The organism is Pseudomonas granadensis (assembly GCF_900105485.1).
In the GTDB taxonomy this organism is placed as follows: Bacteria; Pseudomonadota; Gammaproteobacteria; order Pseudomonadales; family Pseudomonadaceae; genus Aquipseudomonas; species Aquipseudomonas granadensis.
This window is the reverse complement of record NZ_LT629778.1, coordinates 3,181,374-3,205,883: the sequence shown is the minus strand read 5'-3', so window position 1 is coordinate 3,205,883 and position 24,510 is coordinate 3,181,374. Positions and strand designations below refer to the sequence as shown.

At 60.4% G+C, this 24,510-nt stretch carries 19 protein-coding genes; 5 read left to right on the top strand and 14 right to left on the bottom strand.

Features of this window, described 5'->3' with window-relative positions:
• Positions 1 to 51 precede the first annotated feature (51 nt).
• The 9 genes from BLU52_RS14040 to BLU52_RS14000 form a co-directional block, all read right to left on the bottom strand.
• On the bottom strand, positions 52 to 2,466 hold the full coding sequence (locus BLU52_RS14040; protein WP_090284119.1) for a TonB-dependent receptor: 2,415 nt from the start codon (positions 2,464 to 2,466) through the stop codon (positions 52 to 54).
• A gap of 97 nt (positions 2,467 to 2,563) precedes the next feature.
• Positions 2,564 to 3,541 carry a FecR domain-containing protein gene (locus BLU52_RS14035; protein WP_090284117.1) on the bottom strand — a complete coding sequence of 326 codons (978 nt, stop codon included), beginning with the start codon at positions 3,539 to 3,541 and terminating at the stop codon, positions 2,564 to 2,566.
• Positions 3,542 to 4,057, bottom strand: a complete 516-nt coding sequence (locus tag BLU52_RS14030; RefSeq protein WP_090284116.1) for a sigma-70 family RNA polymerase sigma factor — start codon at positions 4,055 to 4,057, stop codon at positions 3,542 to 3,544.
• Between the two features lie 86 nt (positions 4,058 to 4,143).
• Complete coding sequence (locus BLU52_RS14025) at positions 4,144 to 5,328, bottom strand: aminotransferase class V-fold PLP-dependent enzyme (protein WP_090284115.1); 1,185 nt, start codon at positions 5,326 to 5,328, stop codon at positions 4,144 to 4,146.
• A gap of 15 nt (positions 5,329 to 5,343) precedes the next feature.
• Positions 5,344 to 6,585 carry an MFS transporter gene (locus tag BLU52_RS14020; RefSeq protein WP_090284114.1) on the bottom strand — a complete coding sequence of 414 codons (1,242 nt, stop codon included), beginning with the start codon at positions 6,583 to 6,585 and terminating at the stop codon, positions 5,344 to 5,346.
• Between the two features lie 13 nt (positions 6,586 to 6,598).
• The gene (locus tag BLU52_RS14015) at positions 6,599 to 8,449 is read right to left on the bottom strand and encodes an IucA/IucC family protein (protein WP_090284113.1); all 1,851 of its coding nucleotides are present in this window, start codon (positions 8,447 to 8,449) and stop codon (positions 6,599 to 6,601) included.
• A gap of 36 nt (positions 8,450 to 8,485) precedes the next feature.
• A complete protein-coding gene (locus BLU52_RS14010) occupies positions 8,486 to 9,646 on the bottom strand; it encodes an NAD/NADP-dependent octopine/nopaline dehydrogenase family protein (protein ID WP_090284112.1) in 1,161 nt (386 codons plus the stop codon).
• Positions 9,647 to 9,674: 28 nt separating this feature from the next.
• Positions 9,675 to 10,718: a PLP-dependent cysteine synthase family protein gene (locus BLU52_RS14005; RefSeq protein ID WP_090284111.1), complete on the bottom strand. Its 1,044-nt coding sequence runs from the start codon at positions 10,716 to 10,718 to the stop codon at positions 9,675 to 9,677.
• Positions 10,719 to 10,731: 13 nt separating this feature from the next.
• On the bottom strand, positions 10,732 to 12,126 hold the full coding sequence (locus BLU52_RS14000) for a Y4yA family PLP-dependent enzyme (protein WP_231987970.1): 1,395 nt from the start codon (positions 12,124 to 12,126) through the stop codon (positions 10,732 to 10,734).
• A 612-nt stretch (positions 12,127 to 12,738) separates the two neighbouring features.
• On the opposite strand from BLU52_RS14000, the gene BLU52_RS13995 reads away from it, so the two are divergent.
• The 4 genes from BLU52_RS13995 (at position 12,739) to BLU52_RS13980 (ending at position 16,861) form a co-directional block, all read left to right on the top strand.
• The gene (locus BLU52_RS13995; protein WP_090284109.1) at positions 12,739 to 13,629 is read left to right on the top strand and encodes an HpcH/HpaI aldolase/citrate lyase family protein; all 891 of its coding nucleotides are present in this window, start codon (positions 12,739 to 12,741) and stop codon (positions 13,627 to 13,629) included.
• Between the two features lie 23 nt (positions 13,630 to 13,652).
• A complete protein-coding gene (locus BLU52_RS13990) occupies positions 13,653 to 14,054 on the top strand; it encodes a ParB N-terminal domain-containing protein (protein ID WP_090284107.1) in 402 nt (133 codons plus the stop codon).
• A 110-nt stretch (positions 14,055 to 14,164) separates the two neighbouring features.
• A complete protein-coding gene (locus BLU52_RS13985; protein ID WP_090284106.1) occupies positions 14,165 to 16,402 on the top strand; it encodes a TonB-dependent receptor in 2,238 nt (745 codons plus the stop codon).
• 90 nt (positions 16,403 to 16,492) lie between these two features.
• A complete protein-coding gene (locus tag BLU52_RS13980; protein ID WP_090284105.1) occupies positions 16,493 to 16,861 on the top strand; it encodes a fe2+ zn2+ uptake regulation protein in 369 nt (122 codons plus the stop codon).
• An 18-nt stretch (positions 16,862 to 16,879) separates the two neighbouring features.
• Here BLU52_RS13980 and BLU52_RS13975 read toward each other — a convergent pair whose 3' ends face one another.
• A complete protein-coding gene (locus tag BLU52_RS13975) occupies positions 16,880 to 17,479 on the bottom strand; it encodes a LuxR C-terminal-related transcriptional regulator (RefSeq protein ID WP_090284104.1) in 600 nt (199 codons plus the stop codon).
• Between the two features lie 113 nt (positions 17,480 to 17,592).
• Here BLU52_RS13975 and BLU52_RS13970 point away from each other — a divergent pair, with 113 nt between their 5' ends.
• Positions 17,593 to 19,191, top strand: a complete 1,599-nt coding sequence (locus BLU52_RS13970; protein WP_090284103.1) for an ATP-binding response regulator — start codon at positions 17,593 to 17,595, stop codon at positions 19,189 to 19,191.
• A gap of 28 nt (positions 19,192 to 19,219) precedes the next feature.
• Here the strand turns inward: BLU52_RS13970 and yecR are convergent, their stop codons facing one another.
• The 4 genes from yecR to BLU52_RS13950 form a co-directional block, all read right to left on the bottom strand.
• Positions 19,220 to 19,528 carry a YecR family lipoprotein gene (gene yecR / locus BLU52_RS13965; protein WP_090284101.1) on the bottom strand — a complete coding sequence of 103 codons (309 nt, stop codon included), beginning with the start codon at positions 19,526 to 19,528 and terminating at the stop codon, positions 19,220 to 19,222.
• 395 nt (positions 19,529 to 19,923) lie between these two features.
• Positions 19,924 to 21,297, bottom strand: a complete 1,374-nt coding sequence (locus tag BLU52_RS13960) for a tetratricopeptide repeat protein (RefSeq protein WP_157720704.1) — start codon at positions 21,295 to 21,297, stop codon at positions 19,924 to 19,926.
• 216 nt (positions 21,298 to 21,513) lie between these two features.
• Positions 21,514 to 22,686 (bottom strand): cystathionine gamma-synthase, encoded by a 1,173-nt coding sequence (locus BLU52_RS13955; RefSeq protein ID WP_090284098.1) that lies wholly within the window; start codon positions 22,684 to 22,686, stop codon positions 21,514 to 21,516.
• Positions 22,683 to 24,059 (bottom strand): pyridoxal-phosphate dependent enzyme, encoded by a 1,377-nt coding sequence (locus BLU52_RS13950; RefSeq protein WP_090284095.1) that lies wholly within the window; start codon positions 24,057 to 24,059, stop codon positions 22,683 to 22,685. The genes BLU52_RS13955 and BLU52_RS13950 overlap by 4 nt, the downstream gene beginning before the upstream one ends.
• Positions 24,060 to 24,510: the final 451 nt, after the last annotated feature.

Sequence of the window (24,510 nt, the reverse complement as noted above, 5' to 3'; positions counted from 1 at the left end):
TTGCCAAAGTCAGCGCGGCCCGCGGCGCCTGCCGCCGCCACGCTGAACGTTTCAGAAATCGACAGTCGCCGACAGTAATAAAGTGCGCGGTGAGCCCTGGGAGAACGCGCCGTAAGAGGCGACGCCCGACCAGTACTCTCGATCGAACACGTTCTGCACCGTGGCGCGGAACGTGGTCGGCCGCTCATCGATGCGCGTGGTGTAACGCGCACCGACATCGAAGCGGGTCCAGTCATCGAGTTTTTGCGTGTTGGCCTGGTTCACGTACTGGCTGCCGGTATGGATGGCGCCACCGGTCAGGGTCAGCCCTTCGACCCACGAGGTGTCCCATTCGGCCCAGAGGTTGGCCTGCACCGACGGCACGCCGACCGGCTTGTTGCCGCGATTGCCGGCCACGGCGGTTTTCGTCAGTTCGGCGTCCAGCAGGGTCACGCCACCGAGCAACCGCGTGCCCGGCTTCACTTCGCCAAACACGTTCAGCTCCAGGCCACGGTTGCGCTGCTCGCCTTGCACCGAGAACACTCCGGCGGCCAGTTCGCCGCTGGGCTTGGTGATCTGGAACAGGCTCAGGGTCGAGGTGAAGGTGCCGTAGTCGGCCTTGACGCCGAGTTCATGCTGGCGCGAAACGTACGGCGCGAAGATCTCCCCCGCATTGCTGGCGGTGGAGGGCGCGATGTCGCCCTTGCTCAGGCCTTCGATGTAGTTGTAATAGAGCGCGACGTGGTCCCAGGGCTTGATGACCGCACCGAACAGCGGCGTGGTGCGGCTGTCGTCGTAGAACGTGGTGACCACGCCGCTGGGGTTGTAATTGTCCGATTTGATGTTCTGCTGGCGCACGCCGAGGGTCATCTGCGCGCGGTCGTCGAGGATCGACAGGGTGTCGGCGAGTGCCACGCCGGTCAGTTCGCTCTCGGAGACTTTCGGCGTGGCCGGCTCAGGAATGTAAGGCTCCGGGCGATCCACGGGGTGATAAATGTTCGACAGGATCGGCGCGGCGGAAATGATCCCCCGTGACAGCACATCGCGATAACGGCTGACCTGCACCGCGGTGCGGTGGCTGATCGGCCCGGTGTCGAAGCGCAGCCGCGCACCGGTGTCGACGGTGTAGCGCTTGACCTCGAATTTGTAATAACCGGGCGTCGAAGACGTGTCGCCAGCCGGGTTGATGATGGTCGGTGTCTGGTCGGACATGCGCGCCACCGCCGATTTGCCGCCGCCGGCATGGGCGAACACCGTCAGCGCATCGCTGAGGTCGTATTCGCCGCTGAGCAGCGCCGAGGTGTCTTGGGTTTTCGACCAGCCCCAGTCCTGGCTCACGCTGGTTCGGCCGTTGGCGGCGGAGGGAATGTCCACGCCCGGGGCAATCAGAAACGGCCGCGAGGCGGCATCGAAGCGTTCTTTCTGCCGCAACCAGTCGAAGCTGGTGCGCAGCCGCTCGCCTTGATAATCGAGGGCGATCGCGCCGATGTTGACGTGGCGCGACTGCTTGTCGATCGCCGTGTCGCCCAGTTGCGTGCTGCCATTGATGCGCACGCCGAAGCGCCGTTCTTCACCGAAACGCCGACTGACATCGACATGCCCGCCGAGCTGCGCATTCATCGCATAACTGGCGGTGAAACGGCTCAGGTCTTCGTCCAGCGAACGTTTCGGCACCACGTTGATCACGCCGCCCACCGCGTTGTTGGGGGACATGCCGTAGAGCAGGGCGCCGGGCCCTTTTACCAGTTCGATGCGCTCGGCGTACTCGGTGAAGACCCGGTAGTTCGGCGCGACGCCGTAGACGCCATCGAACGCCAGTTCACCGAGATTGCCTTCGCCCACCGGAAAGCCCCGAATGAAAAACGAGTCGACGATGCCGCCGGTCTGCCCGGTAGAGCGCACCGAGGAATCGCGTTCCAGCACATCACCGACGGTGACGGCCTGTTGATCCTTGATCAGCGCCGAGGTGTAGGTGCTGACGCTGAACGGCGCGTCCATCACATCGGTGTTGCCGAGCAGGCCCAGACGTCCGCCGCTGGCGACCTGGCCGCCGGCATACACCGCCGGCAGCGCGTCGCTGCGCCGGTCGATGCCGAGCACCGCCGTTTCATCCAGCGTGACCCGACGCGCAACCAGCGTGTAACTGCCGTCGCTGCGCCGCACCATGTCCAGACCACTGCCGGCCAACAGGCGATTGACCGCTTCCTGGGTCGAGTAGCGGCCGATCAGCGCCGGGCTGCGCAAGCCGTCGGTCAGCGCCGGCTGGAACGACAGGGCAATGCCGGCGTCCACGGCAAAACTCGACAGGGTCGCACCGAGCGGCCCGGCCGGAATGGCGTAGGCACGCAGGGCGAGCGTATCCAGTTGCGCAGGCTCGCCGGCGACGGCCAGCGGGCAGGCGACAACGATCAGGACAAGGCTCAGCAACGCACTGCGAATAGCGGGTTTGAACGGACGATCCGGGCGCAGGAGGCGTGCAGCGGGCATGGATGGATGAGCCTATGAACAGGACGAAAAAATGCATCTCCCTCATAGCCAGTCGAGATTGGAAAAAGTATCAGCACGGCGGCAAATATTTTTTCGCTCAGGCGCGGGAGAGCATGACCCAGTAGCCATTCAAGTGGCCGCTGACCAGAATCGGGTAGGTTTGCGCCAGCATGTTCAAGGTGCGCTGGCTGTCGCTGATCGGGTAGGCGCCAGAAATGCGCAAGTCGGCAATCGCCGGATCGACGCGGATGAAACCGCGACGATAGCGCGTCAGTTCCGCGACGAAATCGGCAAGGCGCATCTTGTCGGCCATCAGCATGCCTTGGCTCCAGGCACCGGCGTAACGGTCGGTCGCACTGACCGCGCCAAACGTCGAAGACGAGAAATCGGTGCGCTGTCCGGCGTTGACGATCAGTGGCGTGTGCTGGCGATTGTCCGCGAGTTCGACTTTTACCGCGCCTTCCAGTACCGCGAGGTGCGTTTGCGGAGGCAGTGCGCGTACGGTGAACCGCGTGCCCAGCGCCTGCATCCGGCCCTGCCGGGTCGTGACCACGAAGGGCCGTGCCATCGGTGAGATATCCGCTGCGGTCTGCACCAGTATTTCGCCTTCGCGCAGGTGTATCAGGCGCTGACTGGCATCAAACAGCACGTCGATGGCGGAATCGGTGTTGAGGGTGATTTTTGAGCCGTCGGCGAGGGTCAGCTCGCGTCGTTCGCCGACGGCCGTACGATAATCGGCCGACCATTGCTGGGTTTGCGAAAGCTTCCAGCCACCCCAGCCGGCCGGGACCAACGCCAGCAGCAGCGCCAGTTTGCCAATCGCCGCACGGCGTTCCGGGCTGCTCGGCCGATCAAGGGCCGACATGGCCAAGGACGGCGGCAGGCCGCCCAGTTTGCCCTGCAACAATTGCGCACGCGCCCAGGCGCGCGTGCGCTCGGGGCTGCTGGCTTTCCACAATTCCCATTCGCCGCGTTCGCGGTCGCTCAGCTCGCGCTCGCTCATGCGCATCAGCCAGTCAGCGGCTTCTTCCAATGCCTGAGGAGCGGGTTGCGCTTCATTGCGCCGGGCGAGCATTCACTCCACCAGCAACAGGCATTGCACGAAGGCTTGCTTCATGTAGCGCTTGACCGTGATCAGCGACACGCCCAGTTGCTCGGCAATGTCGTCGTATTTCAAACCACTGATCTGCGACAGCAGAAACGCACGTTTGACCAGCGGTGGCAGGGCGTCGAGCATTGCGTCGATTTCATGCAGGGTTTCCAGCACCATGAAACGCAATTCCGGCGAGGGCACCTCGGGCGCAGGCAACTGCGCGAGCGCATCCAGATAGGCGCGTTCGAGCGCCTTGCGCTGATACCAGTTGACCAGAATGCCCTTGGCCACGCAGCTCAGATAGGCGCGCGGCTGCTCGATCACCGTGACCTGCGAGGCGAGGATCCGGGTGAAGGTGTCCTGCGCCAGATCCGCCGCATCCATGGCGTTACCCAGTTTTTTTCTCAGCGTCGCATACAGCCAGCCGTGATGGCCGCTGTACAGGGCTTCGATCGCGCGCAGATGCTTGTCGTTATTCGCGGGAAGGGTTTCGCTCATGGCTGCAGATTTTCATGCAATTGAGAAGTATTCCCAATGCTAGTTTACAACGCCTGTGCGATGCAAGCGCCGATTGGCCTGCCGTTTCAAAGGCGCGGCAGAGCGCGTAACGCGGCAATCATCGCGTCGATTTCCGCTTCGGTGTTGTAGACGTGCAGCGAGGCGCGGCTGACTTCCAGCAAGTCCCTGCGCTGCATGTCCAGCAGGGTCGAGCGAAAGGTTGAAGTGCTGACGTTGATGCGCTTGTCCTGCCCGGCCAGCCACTGTTGCACCTGCGCGGCGCTGTGGTGGCGGTGACTGAAGGTGACGATACCGGACCTGTTCACGCTCGGATCCTGCAGCGTGAAACCGGGGATTAGCCCCAGGTGCTGGCGCAGATAATCGGCCAGTTGCTGGATCCGCCGCCACATCGGCTCGATGCCTTGCGCCAGTGCGTACTCCACCGCCGCACCGAGGCCGAGTTTTGCCGCGACATTGCACTCCCAGTTTTCGAACCGTCGGGCATCAGCGCGGACCGTGTAGCTGTCGGCGCTTTGCAACGATGCCGCATGCAAATCGAGAAACACCGGTTCAAGGTTCTGGCACAGCGCTTTTTCGATGTACAAAAAGCCCATGCCCCGAGGGCCGCGCAAGTATTTGCGGCTGGTGGCGGTGAGCATGTGACAACCGATCTTCTGTACATCCAGCGGTATCTGCCCGACGCCCTGGCAGGCATCGAGCAGATACAGCACGCCGGCCGCACGGGCGAGGGCGCCGATCTGTTCGATCGGCTGCACCGGCCCGCCGTTGGTGGCGATCACCGGCAGCGAGATCAGCGCCACCCGGTCATCCTCGAGCATCTGCTGCAATGCCGACAACGAGACCCGACCGTGCTCATCGTTGGCAATGATGCGAATCTCGATACCGCGCTGCTGTTTCAGTTGCAGATAAGGAATGTAGTTGCCGGCGTATTCGGTGGCCGACGTCAGCAGCACATCGCCGGGTTGCAATGGTAATGAATAGAAGGCCATGTCCCAGGCACGGGTGGCGTTCTCGATCACCGCGATTTCATCGGGTGCGGCGTTGAGCAAGCGCCCGATCGACCCGTAGACCTGCTCGACTTCGGCCGCTTGGCGCCCGGCGGCTTCATAGCCGCCAAGGCTGGCTTCGAGCTGGATATGCCGGGTCACGGCCTCGATCACCGGCGTCGGCATCAGCGCCGCGCCGGCATTGTTGAAATGGATCAGTTGCGCGACGGCGGGAGTGTCGGCGCGCAGTTGTTCAGTGTTCAAGACGTCACTCCTTGATCAGTCCGCGGGCGGCGCGGCGCTCGGTTGCATCGCCGCAGGCCAGTAACGCAGGGCGACAATCGGGATCAGCGCGACCCCATAGGCCAGGCACACGAACAGGTAGGTGTACTGCAAACCGTAGACCTGACTGAGCAGGCCGCCAGCCGATATCCCGGCAATCGAGGCGAATTGCGCGGTGCCCTGAGCGATGCCCAGCACATGACCCTGCTGGGAGCTGTCGGCGGTTTTCGAGATCAGGGCCATCAGCACCGGGGTGGTCGCGCCGAGCAACACGCCCCAGATGAAATAAGCCACGACAAATACCAGCGGATTACGCGTGACGCCTGCGACGGCGGTCAGCGCGATGCAGCCGATCACCACGTAGGTCATGCGCTGCAGGGTGTCCTGCTGGCCGCGGTGCTCGAAATAGCGCGACCATGCTGTCGCCGACAGGATGAAGCCCAGCGCCAGCAAGCCGTAACACAGGCCGACCACCGAATTGCTCACCTCGAACACCGAGCTGACGTACAGCGAAAACGACGTCTGCGGGAGCATGCGCGCCAGCAGCAGAATGCCCATCACGCCGAGCAGCGACAGCAACGGCGAGCCTTGCCAGAGACTGGCGCGGCGTGCGGGGGTGGCGGTTGCGCTGACCACGGCTTTCTTCACTGGCGGCACGTCCGGCAGCGTCATCGCGGCGATCACCGTACACACCGCGCAAAGTGCCGAGGCGATGATGTTGATCCAGAAGAATGTCGCGTAATCGAGGATCAGCCCGCCGACCACGGCACCGAGCAGCGAGCCGACGTTGGTCGAGATCTGCAGGATCGCGAACAGCCGCGCCCGTCGCGACGGCGCTTCGATACTCACGCCATACGCCTGCGCCGGGGCGATGTAACCGGCGAAGGCGCCTTGCAGAAAACGCAGAATCAGAATGGCCCAGATATCACTGAACAGGGCCAGCCCCAACTGGGTCAACGACAACCCGGCGAGCGCGCGGATCATCATCAGCTTGTGACCGTAGCGGTCACCGATGCGGCCCCAGAAGGCACTGGTCAGAATAATGCCGAGCATCGGCCCGACATACACGGCGATGCTGGCGAAGCTGAAAACCGTCTCGGAGTCGGTCAGCCCACGCAGGTGGACAGGCCAGAACGGCCCGCTCATTTCCATCGCCCCCATCGACACCAGCTGGATCGCGAACAGAAGATAAATCAGGATTCGTACACGTGAACCCTGGATGGCACCTGCATGGGACATGAGTCGGCCTCGGTTAAACGCTGGCGAGCGGGTTGGTCAGGGTATGTTGCAAACGATAGTTGCTGTACTGCATCAGGTGCATGCGCAGCAACGAACGCGTTGGCCAGGGCTCTTCAACGAACGCGCGGTGTTCGGTTTCCCAGATTTGCGGCGCGACGCGATCGCGCACCGCGTCGAAGGCGAGGTCGGTTTCCTCGCGCAGGATGTGCCAGAGCCGCGTGTCGTTCAAGCCATACTCCTTGGTCAGCCACAGGGCCAGTTCATGCAAATGCGTGAGGAACGCCGCGTCCAGGACAAACATGCGCACCGGCTCGATGTCACCGCTGAACACCGTTGGCAGGATACCCGGCTGGACGTGCGGTTGCAGACTGTAGCCGCGACCTTCGAGCAACGGTGCATAGGTGCGGCCATCGCCAAAATCGCGGATCAGCAGACTACGTGCTTTGCCGTCGGCAGAGAACAGCACCATGGTGTTTTGCTGATGCGCTTCCAGACCGATGCCATACAACAGATAGATCGCCACCACCGGGCGGGTGACCACTTTCGCATATTCGCGGTACCAGCTTTCTACCTGCGCGGCAGTGGCGCGTACGCCGTCACGTTCGATCAGGTCGGTGAACAGCGGGCGATCGTTGCCGGGCAAACGGGTGAACAGCGACGCCACGGTAATCGGCAGGCAAGCATCGGCGCGTTCGAACGCGGGTGCACTGGCGCGATAGACCACCGACAAATGCCGGCCGGGATGATCGTCCTGGGTGACGGCGTTCTTGTAGCGCACGCCGATTTCTTCCGGAAAGATTTCCAGGCGTTGGTCGAAGCCGTTTTCGGCTTGCAGAATCTGGCTGATCACCGTGCTGATGCGCGGGCCCATGTGAATCGATTTGGCTTGCAGGCTGCGCAGTTCGCTGGTCATCCACACGGCGATCGGCAGTTTGATCAGCGGCGCGCAAACGTCCAGAACCGGCATCATCGTGCGGTAGGACATGGTCGGCAGCGTCACAAGGTCCGGCCCGTCGGTGATCAGGATCCCTGCTTCGATTTCTGCGGCGAACGTCTTCAGCACGTAGGCCTGCAAATGCCAGCCGTGAATCGGCAGCGGCAGCCATTCGCGTTCATCCAGACCCTTGCGGTTGAGCGCCGCTTTCCATTGTTCCCATTGCCCGGGGAAGTTGGCGGCGAACCAGTCGTGGTAGCTGCTCACATGCGGCATGCTTTCGCTTTGCGCATGTTCGGCGCGCAACGCGGCGATGCGCAGCGGCACCTGGGCATTGAACTCGGGCGACAGTTGCGCGACTTCCTCATCGCTCAGGCCCGGCCGGGCTTTCCAGGTCGGGTAATACGGATGGCCTTCCAGCGAGCCCCACTGGTCGAGCAGGATCGCCGCGTCTTTGGTGCTCGCGTGCTGGCGCAGGTAATCGGTGAGGCTGTCGAGCCCGTGATCCTTCGCGGCCTGATGCAACCGCGCGTTCCACTGCTGACGGTGCTGACGGGCGTGAGCGTCGTTGGTCAGGCTGTTTTCCATGTCGGCCTTGAGCCCGGCCACGCCTTCGTCGGTCGGCGCGAAATCGAAGCTGTCGCGCAGCACGTCGAGCATGTCCTGATGGCTGGTGATGGTCTGGCGTACGCCTTCGTCGGTGACCAGCACCACCTCACCGTCGTTGACGATGGTGTCGGCCGGGCCTTTGGCAATGTCGGAGAACGCCAGGTGCGCGCGGCCGCCCTTGAGCGGGTAAGTAGCCTGATTGCCGCCAGCGGAAAAGCTCAGGGCGGCACGGTCGAGAATGTTTTCCGCAAACAGGCAGCGCACCAGACGGCGCATGGCGTTGCGGCGGGAGTAGGCGATCAGTGTCTTGAAGTCATCCATATCAGCGTTCTGCTCGTCGAAAAATGAGTGAAAAAGTCATGCCGCAGCGCTGGCCGTGTGTGGCCATTGGCGCGGGAAATAGTCGAGGGCCGAGTCGCGCAGACCGTGCATATAAGTCACGCTCCACTGCAGGACTTCCTCGATGTGGGGCACCTTGATTTCGAAGCGCCGGGCCATCTCCACCAACAGCACCAGGCCGTAGGCGACGTCTTCGTTGAAGGCACGGCTTTCGCGTTCGATCACGTAGCCGGCGCGGTTGTCGGCGGCCGGCACCATCGGCGCGAGAATGTCGTTGTAGGCCTGATTGGTGCGCAGGATCGAAAGCATGCTGCTGGTGTCGCGGATCTGCTCGCCGTAGGCCTCGACGATTTCCTGTTTCAGCGATTTCACCGACGACAGGTCAATGCCCAGACGCTGGCTGATCACCGCGCAGAGCGCCTGGCTTTCCTCGTCCATGCGCTCGAGAAAGTACGCGCCCAGCTCCGGGCATTCGGTCCACCAGCACATGCGTTGCGGGAAGATCTTGCGATGCCATTGGCCGTACGGGCCGATCAAGCCGTAGATCACCGAGCTGTGCATGATCGGGTTGCCCGGCGTCAGGGTGATTTCCAGATAGTGCTCGAGCAACGTTACGCAGGGGCCATACAGACGCGTAAGAATGGCCTGAAGCTGATGCCGCGACGCCTGCGATTCACGGGCGTGGGCTGCCACGTACAGCTGGCTTTTGCCACCGCCCATTTTGATCGAGCGCCCTGGATTCAGCTCGAACGCGGTGTGCGGCACATCCTTCATGCCCCAGATCACCACATTCGGCCGCTCGGGCAGCGTCGCCTCGGCCAGCCAGTCGAAACCGCAGAAGCCCGGAATAGCGCCGACGAATACCGGTTTGCTTGCATTCAGATGCGGGGCGATGGCTTGCAGGGTTTGCTGGCGCACGTGAGCGGGCACGGTGATGATGACCAGATCGGCATCTTCCACCGCGCTACGCGCATCCGCCGTGACCCGGTCGAGACGGGCGCTCAGGTACGAGCCATCCGGCAATAGCGCTTGCATCGGCGTCTGCCGCGCGTGCTGTTCGATGACCTCGGGGTTGTGGGTGAGCAGCGACACCTGCACATCGGCCAGTTGCTTGAACAGAATGGCGTTGAGATGGCCGGTCCTGCCGCCACCACAGATGGCGACTTTCAACAGATTCATCGAGATGCGTTCCTGTGTGAAGGGTGGGTCATGCGACGCTCAGTTGCAGCGGCGCGGAAACGGATTCCAGCCATTGGGTCTTGCCCAGCCAGATGTCCAGTTGTGCGCCGATACCCGGGTCGAGCAGATCGCGCTCCTGCAGCCATTGATCGTCGAACACGGTGTGCAGGTATTTCTCACCGCCATCGGCAATCGGCACCACGACATTGCCGCGCAGCACACCTTTGTGAATCAGCTCCAGCGCCTTGAAAATTGCCCCACCGGTCGAACCGCCCACCAGCAAGGCAAAGTTGCGGGCGATATAGCGTGCGGTTTCGAAGGCTTGCGAGTCGGTGACCTGCACGCCCAGATCGATGCAGCTGTAATCGAGGACCAGGCCCACGGTGTCGCCGGCCGGGGTGCCAGTGCCCGATTGGTAGTAGGGATAGCCGGGATGGCCGAACACAATCGAACCGGCCGGTTCGACGCCGACGGTCACGGTGTCGGGGTTGTGCACTTTCAGGCCGCGCGCAATGCCGGTCATCGACCCCCCCGTGCCGACACAACCGACATACGCACCGATCAGGCCTTCGGCCTGAGCCACGGTTTCGCGGACGAAGTCGCTGTAGCCGCCGGCGTTCGCGGCATTGTCAGACTGGTTCATGAACACCGCTCCGGGAATTTCCGTCGCGAGTTCGGCGGCCATGCGCTGGCGTTCGACGACGGCGACTTCATCCTCGCGGTAGGTGCCTTTAACGAAACGAACCTCGGCGCCGAGCGCTTTCATCACCGCGATCTTGTCCTGCGCGGCGTGGTGATCGACCACAGCGATGAAGTGCAGACCGAACTCGACCGCCGCCATGGCCAGACCGATCCCGGTGTTGCCGGACGACGACTCGACCACCACGCCGCCGGGTTTCAGCCGCCCGGACTTGAGCGCCGCCAGCACCATGTTGCGCGCCATGCGATCCTTGATACTGCCGCCGGGGTTGTTCTTTTCAACTTTCAATAACAACCGGGCGTTGGTGTCCGGTACATCAATAGCCAGCATCGGTGTATTACCAATAAGGTCGGAAACTTTATTCAAGATCATTTAGTTAGTCCCTTCAGTAGTCAGGTGTGAACGCGTAATTACCTTCCGTACAACAGGTTGCGGTTAACCGCCGGGGCAGGGGGTGGCGATGAAACTGGTTTTCCAGCAAGTCCATCTGATAGCCGGCGGTATTGATGTAAACCAATAAGTCGCCGCTTTCGGGGGGTGTTGCGAAGTTGATCAAGCGATAACTGATGACGTCGTCGTCGAGACAACTATGCCCAGCAATATAGGCCTGGCTCGGGGCGGCGGGGCGTGGCTCTGGGCTGATCAATAGCGGATCCACCAGATATTCCGAGGCGAACCAGGTTTCGCAGGCGCTGAAACTACTGCCCTCAACAAAGATGACGGTTTTGTTGTCGGCAAGCTTTTTTGTTCGGGTGATGCGGAAAATCGAGATCGCCGCTTGGTCCACCAGACTTCTTCCCGGCTCCAGTGCCAGTGTTATTGACTGCTGCCGCAAGTAAGCGGCAATTGACCGTCCCGGCGAATATTCGGCTTCGAGGAATAATGTCAGCCATTGCGGAGCCGTCAGGTCGCTGCCGTAAGGGTAATAGTCGGCCGGAACTTTCTGGTTGTAATAGTGGCTCGGGTTATTGTCGTTCTGCAAAAAGCCGGCATAACTCTGGGGCTCGACATAACGAATCGGCAATCCGCCACCGATATCAATCATCTGCGGATCAAGGCCCATTTCCCGTGCCGCTTCGACGAATCCGGTGACTTCCCGAAACGCTTGAGCGCGGGATTCGAAGCCGTAGCCGCCGAGGTGAAAATGAAACCCTTCGAAGCGGAATATCTCAGGGTGTCTGGCCAATCGTTGCAGGCATTCGAGCAGGTCTTCAGCACCCATTCCGAAACGGCTTTTACCGCTGTTCTTCGGCCGGTAACGCAGCAGAACCCTTGATTTTACTGGGCTTGGTTGTGCTTCCTGCACGTTGCGCAGGTGGTCGAATTCTTCCAGCGAGTCCAGGCAGATCAGTGAACCTGCATCGATCAGCGCCTGGTGAAACAGCGCCGTTTTCGCCGGTCCGGTGGCGCAGATGTTCTCGCCGGGAATGGCAGCGTGTAGCGCGTCCTGCAGTTCGTGAAGGCTCGACACATCGACACCGATGCCTGACTTGGCTGCGGCGCCGAGCAGGCTTTGCGACTTATTGGCCTTGGCGCCATAAAAGATTGCGTGGGCAATGTTGAACCGTTTCAACACATTCAACAGCGCTTGTGCATTGGCTTCAAACGCATGCGGCCAGACCAGATTCAGAGGGGATCCGTGTTGTTCCAGCAAATTGCCCAATGTATTCGGGAAGTGCTTGATAAACGTGGTAATAACCGGGTCGATCAATGGCTGTAACATGAGCGGATGATGGACTTTATGGTCCTGCTCGGAAGTTGCGGTATTTATTCCAGGCATCGTTAACCTCTGGCGCGGAAAAATAACTTCGCCATAGCAATATCGACAACAAGCCGTTATCGAATCATGAAGTGTCGCTGCTCGTCAGCGACGGGTTTTTATATTGGCGGGTGGCGGATGCCAAATGAGGGCAGATGTTGGATCCGATATACCCGGCGTCATAAATAATTCATCAAACGCTTGCATAAGAACCCCGATCCATAAGGTTTTGTACGAATGTGCTAACTGGCCATTAGTTGTAGGCCAATACACTTGAATACCAAGACTGATGTTCAAGTGACATCAGCTGATCGGTCTTTTCCAGGTGTCACTGACTTGCTTTGAAACGCCGATAGTTCCTGTTGGCGGCGTGAACAATATTGCGAACAGGAACGATTATCAAGTAAGGTTTTCAAATATTTTTGAATAAAGCCCAACGCAAGGCGAACCCATGAACGTGTATTAACACGCTCAAGGACTCGTTCGCCCGCAAATAAAAACGACGGTTAATTGCTTGATCGACAAGGCATTAACGGTTGTCGCGACACGCCCCGCAACGGCAGGAGAAAACCCCGTTCGAGGGCTGCGGGAATCTTCCCAAACCACGACTGGTTCACACCAAGGAGCAACGCCATGCAATCGGATCGACTCAACCGCAAAACCCGGCGCGCGATCAGCTACCTGTTCGTGCCGGGCAACCGTCCCGAGCGCTTTGCCAAAGCGGTCGAAGCAGGGCCGGACGCAATCATTCTCGACCTCGAAGACGCCGTTCATCCGGACAGCAAGGCCGCCGCTCGCGCGGCGATCTGGGCGTGGCAGGAGAGCGCGCCGAACGTTGCCTGCGAGCGCTACATCCGCTTGAACAGCGTCAGCAGTGCGTTGTTTCGCCAGGACCTGACCTGGCTCAGCGACATGCGCTATCCCGAGCGCTGCAACGGGATCTTCCTGCCCAAGGCCGAATGCCCCGAGGCGTTGGCGGCGGTCGTCGAGCGCCTGCTGGCGTGGCAGCCGCAATTGCACGTCATTGCGATCATCGAGACCGCCAAGGGATTGCAACAGGTCGAAGCGATTGCCGCGATTCCAGGATTGGCGCGACTGGCGTTCGGCTCGCTGGATTTCGCCCTGGACATCGATTGCAGCCAGACTCCCGAGGCGTTTCTGTTCGCTCGCAACCGCATCGTGCTGGCGTCGCGCACGGCCGAACTGCCGGCGCCGATCGATGGCGTGACGCCGGCAATCAGCGATCTGGCGGTGGTCGCCAAAGACGCGCAATACGCACGGTCGCTGGGGTTCGGCGCCAAGCTGTGCATCCACCCCGGCCAACTGGCCACGGTGCAACGCGCCTTCCTGCCGGATTCGCGGCAATTGGCCTGGGCCGACCGGGTGATGCGCGCCGTGGCCACCGGCAGCCATGCGGTGCAAGTCGATGGCGAGATGGTCGATCTGCCGTTGATCGAACACGCCCAGCGCCTGCTTGACGTCGCCCGCCAGCACGCGCCGATTGTTCGCGCCGATGCCTGCTGAATCGCGGCGCACAGGAGATCACCATGGCACACGGTTATCAGATAGCGCTGCGGGCGCTCTGCGAAGTGCGGCAGTCCGAGCAGGTCGATCCGGCCAACGTGACGATGCTGTGCGAGTCGATTGTCCGCGCCGGGCATTGGCTCGAGCCGATCATCGTCGAGCGCTCGCGCGGCATCGTGATGGATGGCAATCACCGCTTCACCGCGGCGTTGCAACTGGGCCTGAAGCGGGTGCCGTGCATCCAGCTCGATTACGGCGATCCGCGGGTCTGCGTGCGGCACTGGCAGACCGGGCAGGTGTTCGAGGTGGAGCGGATTTTCCGCACCATCGCCCGTGGCGAGATGTTCCCGTACAAGACCACCCGGCACGCCTTTGACCCGGCGTTGCCGGTGGTGGCGATACCGCTGGAGCGCCTGTACGCCTGACCCGCAGCGAGTGCAAAAAAATAAAACCGACTGCGGGTGATACTTTTTCGCAAATCGACTGGCAATAGGAGTGATTACCATTTTCCCTTGATGAAAAGGATCCTCACGTCATGCCTGTTGTCAGTCGTCCTTGCGGTGAGCGGGTGTTAACACTCGCTGTGCGTACCGCCATGCTGAATTTCGTTCTGGTCGCAGGAAGCGCCAATGCCTGGGCCGCCGGCTCCGGGCAGACCGACGTCGCCGCCCAGACATCGAACGGCGCACCCACCGCGCCGGCCGATGACAGCAAGGACGCGCTGACCCTCGACACCACCAACATCAGCGCCCGTTACAACAGCGCCACGGCGTTGCCGGAAACCCTCGCCGGAGGGCAGATTGCGCGTGGTGCGCGGCTGGGCATGCTGGGCAACAAAGACGTGATGGACACGCCGTTCAGCGTCACCAGTTACACCGCGAAAACCCTGGCCGACCTGCAGACCGTGACTGTCGCCGATGCGCTGGAGCGCGACCCTTCGGTGCGTTCGACCGGCCAGACGGGCGGCATCGTCGATTCGTTTTTCATCCGCGGCTTCCCGATTGGCGAAGGCAACCTCGGCGAGCTGGCGTTCGATGGCGTCTACGGCGTTGCGCCGAACTATCGGGTATTCACCGATTACGCCGAACGGGTCGAAGTGCTCAAGGGCCCCGGCGCGCTGATGTACGGTATCTCGCCGAACAGTGGCGTCGGCGGGGTGATCAACATCGTGCCCAAGCGTCCGCTGGACGAAGACCTGACCCGATTCACCGGCAGCTACGCCTCCGACTCGCAGGTTGGCGGGCATCTGGATCTGAGCCGGCGCTTCGGTTCGGAGAACCAGTTCGGCGTGCGTTTCAACGGCAACCTGCAAGGCGGCGACACGGCGGTCGATGATCAGCAGCGCGACCTCGGCGTCGGCGCCATCGCGCTGGATTATCGCGGCGAGCGTCTGCGCTTGAATCTTGACTACATCAGCCAGAAAGAGAGCTGGGAAGCCGCCTCGCGGCCCTTCACCATCGCACCGGGTGTCGACGTGCCGTCGGCGCCGAACGGCCGCACCAACCTGCCGCAGGATTGGGGCTGGTCGGACACCAGGGAGCAGTCGGCGCTGCTCGGTGGCGAATATGACCTGAGCGACAACGTCACGGTGTTCGCTCATGCCGGCGGTGGCCGATCCGACGTCAAGCGCCTGTCCGATCAGGTGCCGAGAATCCTCAATGACGCCGGCGACACCAGCAACATTCCCGGCTACTACAAATTCAATGTCGACCGCTCGACTGCCGATGTCGGCATGCGCGGCGTATTCGCCACAGGCCCGATCACCCACACCACGACGATCATGGCCACCCGTTATCAGGATGAGCTGTCACGCGGGATCACCAATGGCACCGCGATCCTGTCGAACATCTATCACCCGGTTGACGTGCCGCAGCAGTACCTCAGCTCGCCGAAGGTTCAACGGGTGTCCGAGTCGGAGCTGTCCGGTGTGGCGTTGACCGACACCTTGTCGATGCTCGATGACCGCTTCCAGCTGACCCTCGGCGTGCGCCGCCAGGACATCGAGTCGCGCAATTACAACGCGGCCGGTGCGGTCAGTTCCAGGTACAGCGACAACGCAACGACGCCGCTGGTTGGCGTGGTGGTCAAGCCGTGGCAGGACGTTTCGCTGTACTACAACTATGTCGAAGGCCTGTCCAAAGGCGACATCGCGCCGGGCACTGCGAGCAACGCGGGCGAGACCTTCGCCCCGTACGAATCGAAGCAGCATGAGATCGGCGTCAAGTACGAACACGGCACATTCATGACCACGCTGGCGTTGTTTCAAATCGAAAAACCCAGCGGCGAGATCGGCGCCGGCAATGTGTTCTCGGTGCAAGCCGAGCAACGCAACCGCGGCGTCGAGTTGAGCATGTACGGCGAAGTCGCCAAGGGCACACGTCTGATGGGCGGCGTCACCGTACTTGACGGCGAGCTGACCGATTCGGCCACAGCGGCCAATCGCGGCAACAAACCGGTCGGCGTGCCGGACGTGCAGGCGAACCTCTGGGCCGAATGGGATACGCCGTGGCTGGAAGGCTTCACTCTGACCAGCGGGGCGATTTACACCGACCGCCAATACGTCAACCAGGCCAACACGCAGGAACTGGATGCCTGGACGCGTTTCGATGCCGGTGCGCGTTATGCGACCAAAATCGAAGGCCGGCCGACCACGTTCCGCGCCACGGTGCAGAACGTCTTCGATCGCGAGTATTGGTCGGGCGTGGCTTCCTACGGCGCGTTTTCGCCGGGCTATCCGCGCACGCTGCAATTGTCGGCCACCGTCGATTTTTGATGACAGCAGCTAGGCAGTTGCCCGGTCATCCGGCGACTGCCTCTTCTATATAGAGAGCGGCTTGAACATTTCAGAAAAGGAATCTTCGTCATGTTGAACAATCCCGGCATTGCGGCGCTTGGCGCTCGGCCCGCAATTTCCCCTGTGCCGCGCGAGTTCGATCGCAGTGCCAATCAACACATTCGTCAATTGCTGAGCCACTTCGGACTGCGCAGCAGCCTGATCCGCTTCAAGGTGCTCAATGCGCTGCTGCTTGCCAGCCGTGATGGCTATTCAACGGGAGTCAACGGCGTGCATGCGTGGGTGGCCTCGTCGTCACCGCAGTTGTCGTTCATCAGTGTGCGTGAAGTACTCAAGCGCCTGTGCCTCGAAGGCTTGATCGCCCTGGAACAGGACAAGAACTACCGCTTCACCCGACAAGCCCGGGCCATCCTGCAGCAACACGACCATTGCTTGTAGGCGCGGGACCAGCTGCGCCTACACCAGCCCGAGATACTTCACCGCGGCGGCAGCCCGCGAAGGCACATCGAGGGCGCGTAATAAACAAGACACGTGAATGCGCACCGTGAAGGGTGAAATGTCCAGCTCACGGGCGATTTCCTTGTTGGTCTTGCCTTGCGCTATCAGCCGCAACACCTCCTGCTGACGAGGCGTGAGGGCGCTGGCGGGTTCCAGCGGCAGCAAGCCTGACGGGGCAAACTTCACCAGTACCTCGCCCGCGCGGATCGCCAGAATCGCCTGACCGATTTCATCCGGGGCGATGTTCTTGCCGATAAAACCGTCAACACCCGCGCTCATGACCTCGCTGATCAGCGCCTGGTCATCGACCATCGACACCACGATCAGCGTGGTGCGCGGCAAGCGTCGGCGCAGTTCGGCGAGTTGGGCAATGCAGGTCAAACCCGGAAAGCGCAGGTCGAGTATCAACGTGTCCGGCTCGCTGCCCAGCAGCGCGGTGACAGCGTCGAGGTCACCGGCCTCGTCGATAGTCGCCTCGGGGAGCAAGCGCTGTACAGTGCGCACCATCGCTTCGCGAAACAGTGGGTGATCGTCGGCTATGATGATCCGGCATGCCATGGCGCGACCCTCCCTGGGTCAAGCGTTAATCAAGGCTGGCACCTTAGCATCGGACGCGAAGGTTGCCTGTAGGCTGCTTCCGAAACTGACGAACGCTGCACAAGGACGTTTACATGAAATTCGAAAAAAACACCGAACTCGATCAGGCCAATCTGCGCATCATCATCGCGGCCATCGCTGTGGTTTACATGATCGGGTTGAGCTTTGTGCCCGGCCATCGCGTCGATACCTACCTGCCGGTCATTACCTACATCAGCCTGTTTTTACTGGCTTCCATTGTGTTCCGTCAGGCCATTGCGCGCTGGCCCGGGCATTATCCGGCGCGGCGGGTTTTTGCCATGATTCACGATTACACCGGCACCTGTTTCGGTCTGGTAGTCGGCGGCGAAGCCGCGCTGCCGTTGTACGCGGTAATGGTCTGGGTCAACCTCGGCAATGGCATGCGCTATGGCTCGCGCTATCTGGCGGTGGCCACCGGTCTGGCGTTGCTGGCGCTGCTGGCGGTCTATCGCCTGACGCCGTACTGGCAGGCGCAACCGTTCATGGTCCTGATGCTGATGATCACCAGCACCGTGATCCCGTTTTACGCACACCTGCTGCTCGAGCGCACGCGCAAGGCGTCGGAGGAGGCAGAGGCGGCCAATCTGGAGAAATCACGCTTTCTCGCCCAGGCCAGTCATGACCTGCGTCAGCCGATCCATTCCATCGGTTTGTTCACCGCGTGTCTGCGCGAGTCGCGCCTGGGCGATAGCGAACGCAGACTGGTCGATAATATCGACCGTTCACTGCTCAACGTCTCGCAGTTGTTCCGTTCGATACTCGACCTCTACACCCTCGATAACGGCCGGGTCGAAGCAAAAATGCAAACGCTGAACCTCGGTGAATGGCTCGCGGACATCGTCCGCCAACATCAGGAAGCGGCGCGTTGGGCGGGTGTCGAGCTGCGTTTGCGACCATGTCACCACTGGGTCAGAACCGACCCGGCGCTGCTGGCGACCATGGTGCAGAACGTGCTCTCCAACTGCTTCAAATACGGCGCGCAGCGGCCGGTGCTAATCGGCGTGCGTAAACGCGGGGCAGGGCTGGCTATCGTCATCCATGACTGCGGCAATGGCATTGCCGAAGAGCACCTGCACAAGGTGTTTGAGGAGTTTTATCGGGTGCGGCAGGTACGCGACAAAGATGTCGAGGGTGTCGGGCTGGGCCTGTCGATCATCAAGCGTCTGGGTGAACTGATCGATGTGGACGTTGCTCTGCGCTCGCGGGTAGGGTGCGGCACGGCGGTGACCCTTGCCGGTTTGCCAATCGTAGCGGCGCCGCAGTCACGGCTTGTCCGCGGTGAAGCGCGACAGGTGGGTTTGTTGACGGGGCTGAAGGTGTGTCTGGTGGAGGATGATCGCAATGTGCTGTTGGCGACGACGACGTTGCTCGAGCGCTGGGGCTGTGTCGTGCAAGCCGAGTGGTCGGCCGAAAACCTGGTCACCGACTGCGACATCCTTGTCGCCGATTATGACCTCGGCACCCATGCCACTGGCATCGAATGCATCGATGAAGTGCGCAGGCAGCGCGGTTGGGCAGTGCCAGCGATGATCATTACCGGCCACGATGTCGAAAGGATTCAGGCGGCCTTGCACGATCGGCAGATTGCGATTTTGTCGAAACCGGTGCACCCCGCCGAGTTACGCACGACGCTGCGCGCCCTGCGTGATTGACTGATTCAGCGTGGAGATGACCAAGCTGTCATCGCTTGCAGAGGTAATCCTGAGTAATGGTGGTTTGCAGGCAATTGAACTTGCCCATGGTGCGGCAGATGTTTTTTTCCGAACCGGTGACCTCGGCACTTTTGTAGCCCCATGTTTTGCAGCGCTGCGCGGCGATAGTCAGTCCCTGTTCGGCGTTGGTCTGGCCGCTTTCGAATTGGCCCAGTTCATAAGAGACCTGGACGATGCCATCGGTTTTGCTGCCGCCGGTGGCCTCCCATTGTTTCGGCGTGGCGCAACCCGTAAGGAACAGCGCGCTGAGGGTAAGTGTTGCGATCAGGGATTTCATGGTGCTTCTTCCTTGTGTCGTTCTAAATTGCAGGCAAAACGATCCCGCACGCTGCGAAAGGGCAACGTCGGGAGCGTCTCGGGGGTGCAGGGAATATAACGCTGAGGGGGCGGAGGGTCGATTAGCACAAATGTGCTAGTGCCTCGTCGGACGAGTCGAATGAGCCGCCCGTCATTGAGAGGCCGGAAACGTTAAGGATGGAAGTCCGAAGGGATGAAACGGGCCGGCTGCTTGGCCTGGCTGAACGCGCAGCGCGAAAGTCCGGCCCGCAGGCAACGTCAGATGGCAGATCGGCAGTAAGCCGTCACTGATCGCATGCGACAATTACGACGATGGCCTCAGCAACTTTAAGCACGAAGCTTGACATTTGTTTCCGATCCCGCTGGCCGCTCAGATTAAACGCCTTCAAGCGAGTGAGTGACCTTCCATTTTTCTGCAAAAGCCTTGCCTTGCTCGATTTGTTCGGGTGTCATTTCTTTGGAATACTTTTCTAATGTCTCCCGATCATGCTCTATTTCAGACTTGTCATTATTCAAGCCGGTTAAAAAGAACATAAGGCCATAAGCCTTAACCCTATCAAATGGAAAACCATAGTAATTCGGGTTAGTTGCATACTCTCTAGCAAGCAAACCGATACCATTGCTGTCACCCGCTTTCGCAGATTCTTCTAGCCAGTACCGGGAAATTGATAGATCGCCATTGTCTTCATAAATAGAGGCTGCATATGCAATCATGGCTTTTGGATAGCCATTTTCAGCCGCTCGCTTATACCACTTGTTGATTTCTTTGCGGCGCTGCCCAAACCACCAAAAAAAACCATCACCAGCTGAATAACTTTCGGCAAGCTGATACTGTGCGAGTGGGTAGCCTCCCTCTGCTGATTTAATCAGCATATTAAAGTCAGAGTCGCCTACATATAATAAATATGCAGCTTCCATGTCACCCGAAGCAATTTTTTCTCGTGCAATCTTTTCAAATTCTAATTTCCATTCGTGCTGAGTTTTATCGCCCTTCGGGCAATTCTTAACGATGGTGCATAATGTATCTCCATCATCTAGAGCCAGACGAAGCAGGGAGTTGAAATTTCCTTGATTAGCAGAATGGACCAGCCAATCACGGGTATCTTCCACCCGGTGATTTTTTGCATAACGAAGCTCATCCTGTAGATGAAACCACTCTCCTACAACATCCGACTGCGCCACCCAATCATTTAGTTCACCTAGTTGTTGCAAATCATTTGAGGCAAATTTCTCCATCAGCGTCTTTTTAAACTCTTGATGCCATTCATCCCAGCTTTTTTCCCCTTTCGGACAAAATCGAGCAGCAACACACAGCTTGACGTTGTGAGATAATTGATAGAGCGATAATAAATTACCTTGGTTTGCGGAGGCTACGAACCACTTTAGAGATTCTTTCGGATCTAGCGCTGTATCAATTTCCTGTTGGTGAAGTTGTTGCGCCAAATAAAATTGTGCTTCTGCATCGCCGGCTTCAGCGGCAATGCGCAATTCAGGCTCTGCATTTTTTTCTTGGTTGTATAGTGAAATACCGCGTTCCTTGGCTGTCTGCTGCTCCGGCGAAAGCACTGCCGATGCAGTGGCCGAATTAAGTAGAAAAAGCAAACCTATTATCGCTTTAGTTAGATTTTTATAATCTTTCATTTTTTTCCCTGTCATTAACAAGCGTGCGCCGTATTCCATGTACTGTTTTGACCAAGGGGCGAAGTGAGGCAGGCGATTATTTCGACACTTGTGTTTTCGAGTACGCACAGGCGCGCTCCGAAAGGTACACGATCAGAAAGATTTCCGCGCTGAGATCCAGCGTCTATACCGTGTGAAGCAGCCGAGGCACTACCTTTCAATTGGCCCGTACTGTGGAAGCCCGATAAACCTTGCAAGCCAGTGACCCGCAGGCCGCCTGCTCGAGTATTGCAGCGCTGAAAAAGCAAAGCCCGCTTCGTGCGGGCCTTGTCTTTCCTGCAAGTATCAGATCGCGTGTAGCGCCTGCGCCAGGTCGGCACGCAGGTCTTCGACGTCTTCAACGCCTACCGACAGCCGCACCAGCCCATCGCCGATCCCCAGTTTCGCGCGGGTTTCGGCCGGAATGGTCGCGTGGGTCATGATTGCCGGATGCTCGATCAGGCTCTCCACGCCGCCGAGACTTTCGGCCAGGGCGAAGATCTGCACGTTCTCGAGAAACCGCCGCGCGCCGGCGAGATCGCTGTTGAGGTCCACGGAAATCATCCCGCCGAAACCGCGCATCTGCCGTTTCGCCAGTTGATGCTGCGGGTGTGACGGCAAGCCCGGGTAGTAGACGCGTTTGACCTGCGGCTGTTGCTCGAGCCACTGCGCCAGATCCAGCGCGTTGCTGCAGTGACGCTCCATGCGCAGCGCCAGGGTTTTCACCCCGCGCAACGTCAGGAAGGCATCGAACGGCCCGGAGATCGCCCCGACCGCGTTTTGCAGGAAGCCGAGTTTCTCCGCCAGTTCGGCGTTTTGCCCGACCACCGCGATACCGCCGATCACATCGGAGTGGCCGTTGAGATACTTGGTGGTCGAGTGCAGCACAATGTCGAAGCCCAATTCCAGCGGGCGCTGAATGTAAGGGCTGGCGAACGTATTGTCGGCCACGCAGATGATCCCGCGGGCGCGGCAGATGCGGGCGATGGCAGCCAGATCCGAGAGGCTCAATAGCGGGTTGGTCGGTGTCTCGACCATGACCATGCGCGTGTCGTCCTGCAACGACGCTTCGAACGCCGACAGATCGGCCAGATCGACAAAACTGAAACGGTGCCCGGCGCTGCGCTGGCGGACCTTGTCGAACAGGCGGAACGTGCCGCCGTACAAGTCATTGCCGGAGACGATGTGCGAACCGGCATCAAGCAATTCCAGCACCGTGGAAATCGCCGCCAGCCCCGAAGCGAAAGCGAACGCGCGGGTGCCACCCTCGAGGTCCGCCACACAGCGTTCGAGGGCGAAGCGCGTCGGGTTGTGCGAGCGCCCGTAGTCGAAACCCTTGTGCACGCCGGGGCTGTCTTGCAGGTAGGTGGAGTTGGCGTAGATCGGCGGCATCAGCGCGCCGGTGGTCGGGTCCGGTTGTTGCCCGGCGTGGATCACCCGGGTCGCGAAGCCTTGGGATTTATCGTCGTGCTGACTCATGCAAGGGATCTCCGTAATTGGTTGAGCATGTCGGTGCGGGTGATCAAGCCATGGAAACCTGTGGCGTCGGCGACGATGGCGACGAGGCCACGGCTGAGCACCGCTTCCAGCTCGGCCAGCGCCGCGCCGGGGGCGAGGGTTTGCAGCTTGTCGGTCATCACGCTGGACACCGATTGGCTGAAGCGCGCGGCGTCTTCGTGCACCGCCATGAGGATGTCCGACTCATCGATCACACCCACCAGTTGCTTGCCTTCGACCAGCACCGGTAGTTGAGAAACATCGGCGAGACGCATGCGCTGGAACGCGGTCAGCAGGGTGTCGTCGGGGCCGACGCTGATCACCCGGCCGTCCTCGAAACGCCGAGCGATCAGGTCGCGCAAATCGCCGTAGCCTTTGCGTTGCAGCAGGCCCTGATCGGTCATCCACTGATCGTTGTAGACCTTCGACAAGTAACGTGTGCCGGTGTCACAGACGAAACTGACCACGCGTTTAGGCTCGGTCTGCTCGCGGCAATAACGCAGCGCAGCGGCGAGCAGGGTGCCGGTCGACGAGCCGCCGAGAATGCCTTCAGCCTTGAGCAACTGGCGGGCGTGATCGAAGCTTTCGGCATCGCTGATCGAGTAGGCGTGACGCACGCTGGAGAGGTCAGTGATCGACGGGATGAAATCCTCACCGATGCCCTCGACCGCCCATGAACCGGGCGTCGGCAGGCTGCCGTCGCGACTGTATTGCGCCATCACCGAACCGACCGGATCGGCCAGCACCATCTCCAGATCCGGTTGCACACGCTTGAAGAAACGGCTCAGGCCGGTCAGCGTACCGGCCGAACCGACACCCACCACAATCGCATCCAGATCATGTTCGGTCTGCGCCCAGATTTCCGGCGCGGTGCTGCATTCATGGGCGAGCGGGTTGGCCGGGTTGTTGAACTGGTCGGCGAAAAACGCGCCGGGAATGTCTTTCGCCAAACGGGCGGCGACGTCCTGGTAATACTCGGGATGACCCTTGCCGACATCGGAGCGGGTGATGTGCACTTCGGCGCCCATGGCCTTCAAGTGCAGGACTTTTTCGGTAGACATTTTGTCCGGTACCACCAGCACCACCCGGTAGCCCTTGGCGCGGCCAACCAGCGCCAGACCGAGGCCGGTGTTGCCCGCTGTCGCCTCAACGATGGTGCCGCCGGCTTGCAAACGGCCGTCGCGTTCAGCGGCATCGATCATCGCCAGACCGATGCGGTCCTTGATCGAGCCGCCGGGATTTTGGGATTCGAGTTTGAGAAACAGCGTGCACGGGCCGGTATCGAAACGGGTGACCTGAACCAGCGGAGTATTGCCTATCAGCCCAAGCACGGCAGGGCGTGATTCCTTTGACATTTCTTCACCTCATGATGGTGTTGATCGCGTTCCAGTCGCGAAGAAAGACTCGCGTGCAACATAGGCTCAGCGATGATCCGTAGCAACCTTTAGTCCTGCGTTGATGCAGCCAGTTTGATCTAACGATAGAACGAAATCAGCGCCGTGCCGGACGGGTTTGAAAGGGTTTACACAGACGCGTCATTGAGTTTCCGAAGGGCGGCATTCAAGCGTGAATCGCTTGAACGTCAATGAGACTTTCTGAAGCGTTTTGATGGGCGGAGACTGCCCAAATCGCCAGCAGGCTGGCTCCCACCGGTTTTGCAGTGCAGGCAAGGCCTGGGGCAACACGCATATCCACTGTGGGAGCCAGCCTGCTGGCGAAGGCTATCCGTCAGTCGCCGAAGTGCTGGATGAACCACCGCTATCGCGAGCAGGCTCACTCCTACACTTGGATTGAGTACATTCTCAA

Coding starts and splice junctions, on each gene's coding strand:
- BLU52_RS14040 (WP_090284119.1), bottom strand. CDS start 2,466: ATGCCCGCTGCACGCCTCCTGCGCCCGGATCGTCCGTTCAAACCCGCT.
- BLU52_RS14035 (WP_090284117.1), bottom strand. CDS start 3,541: ATGCTCGCCCGGCGCAATGAAGCGCAACCCGCTCCTCAGGCATTGGAA.
- BLU52_RS14030 (WP_090284116.1), bottom strand. CDS start 4,057: ATGAGCGAAACCCTTCCCGCGAATAACGACAAGCATCTGCGCGCGATC.
- BLU52_RS14020 (WP_090284114.1), bottom strand. CDS start 6,585: ATGTCCCATGCAGGTGCCATCCAGGGTTCACGTGTACGAATCCTGATT.
- BLU52_RS14015 (WP_090284113.1), bottom strand. CDS start 8,449: ATGGATGACTTCAAGACACTGATCGCCTACTCCCGCCGCAACGCCATG.
- BLU52_RS14010 (WP_090284112.1), bottom strand. CDS start 9,646: ATGAATCTGTTGAAAGTCGCCATCTGTGGTGGCGGCAGGACCGGCCAT.
- BLU52_RS14005 (WP_090284111.1), bottom strand. CDS start 10,718: ATGATCTTGAATAAAGTTTCCGACCTTATTGGTAATACACCGATGCTG.
- BLU52_RS14000 (WP_231987970.1), bottom strand. CDS start 12,126: ATGCCTGGAATAAATACCGCAACTTCCGAGCAGGACCATAAAGTCCAT.
- BLU52_RS13995 (WP_090284109.1), top strand. CDS start 12,739: ATGCAATCGGATCGACTCAACCGCAAAACCCGGCGCGCGATCAGCTAC.
- BLU52_RS13990 (WP_090284107.1), top strand. CDS start 13,653: ATGGCACACGGTTATCAGATAGCGCTGCGGGCGCTCTGCGAAGTGCGG.
- BLU52_RS13985 (WP_090284106.1), top strand. CDS start 14,165: ATGCCTGTTGTCAGTCGTCCTTGCGGTGAGCGGGTGTTAACACTCGCT.
- BLU52_RS13980 (WP_090284105.1), top strand. CDS start 16,493: ATGTTGAACAATCCCGGCATTGCGGCGCTTGGCGCTCGGCCCGCAATT.
- BLU52_RS13975 (WP_090284104.1), bottom strand. CDS start 17,479: ATGGCATGCCGGATCATCATAGCCGACGATCACCCACTGTTTCGCGAA.
- BLU52_RS13970 (WP_090284103.1), top strand. CDS start 17,593: ATGAAATTCGAAAAAAACACCGAACTCGATCAGGCCAATCTGCGCATC.
- yecR (WP_090284101.1), bottom strand. CDS start 19,528: ATGAAATCCCTGATCGCAACACTTACCCTCAGCGCGCTGTTCCTTACG.
- BLU52_RS13955 (WP_090284098.1), bottom strand. CDS start 22,686: ATGAGTCAGCACGACGATAAATCCCAAGGCTTCGCGACCCGGGTGATC.
- BLU52_RS13950 (WP_090284095.1), bottom strand. CDS start 24,059: ATGTCAAAGGAATCACGCCCTGCCGTGCTTGGGCTGATAGGCAATACT.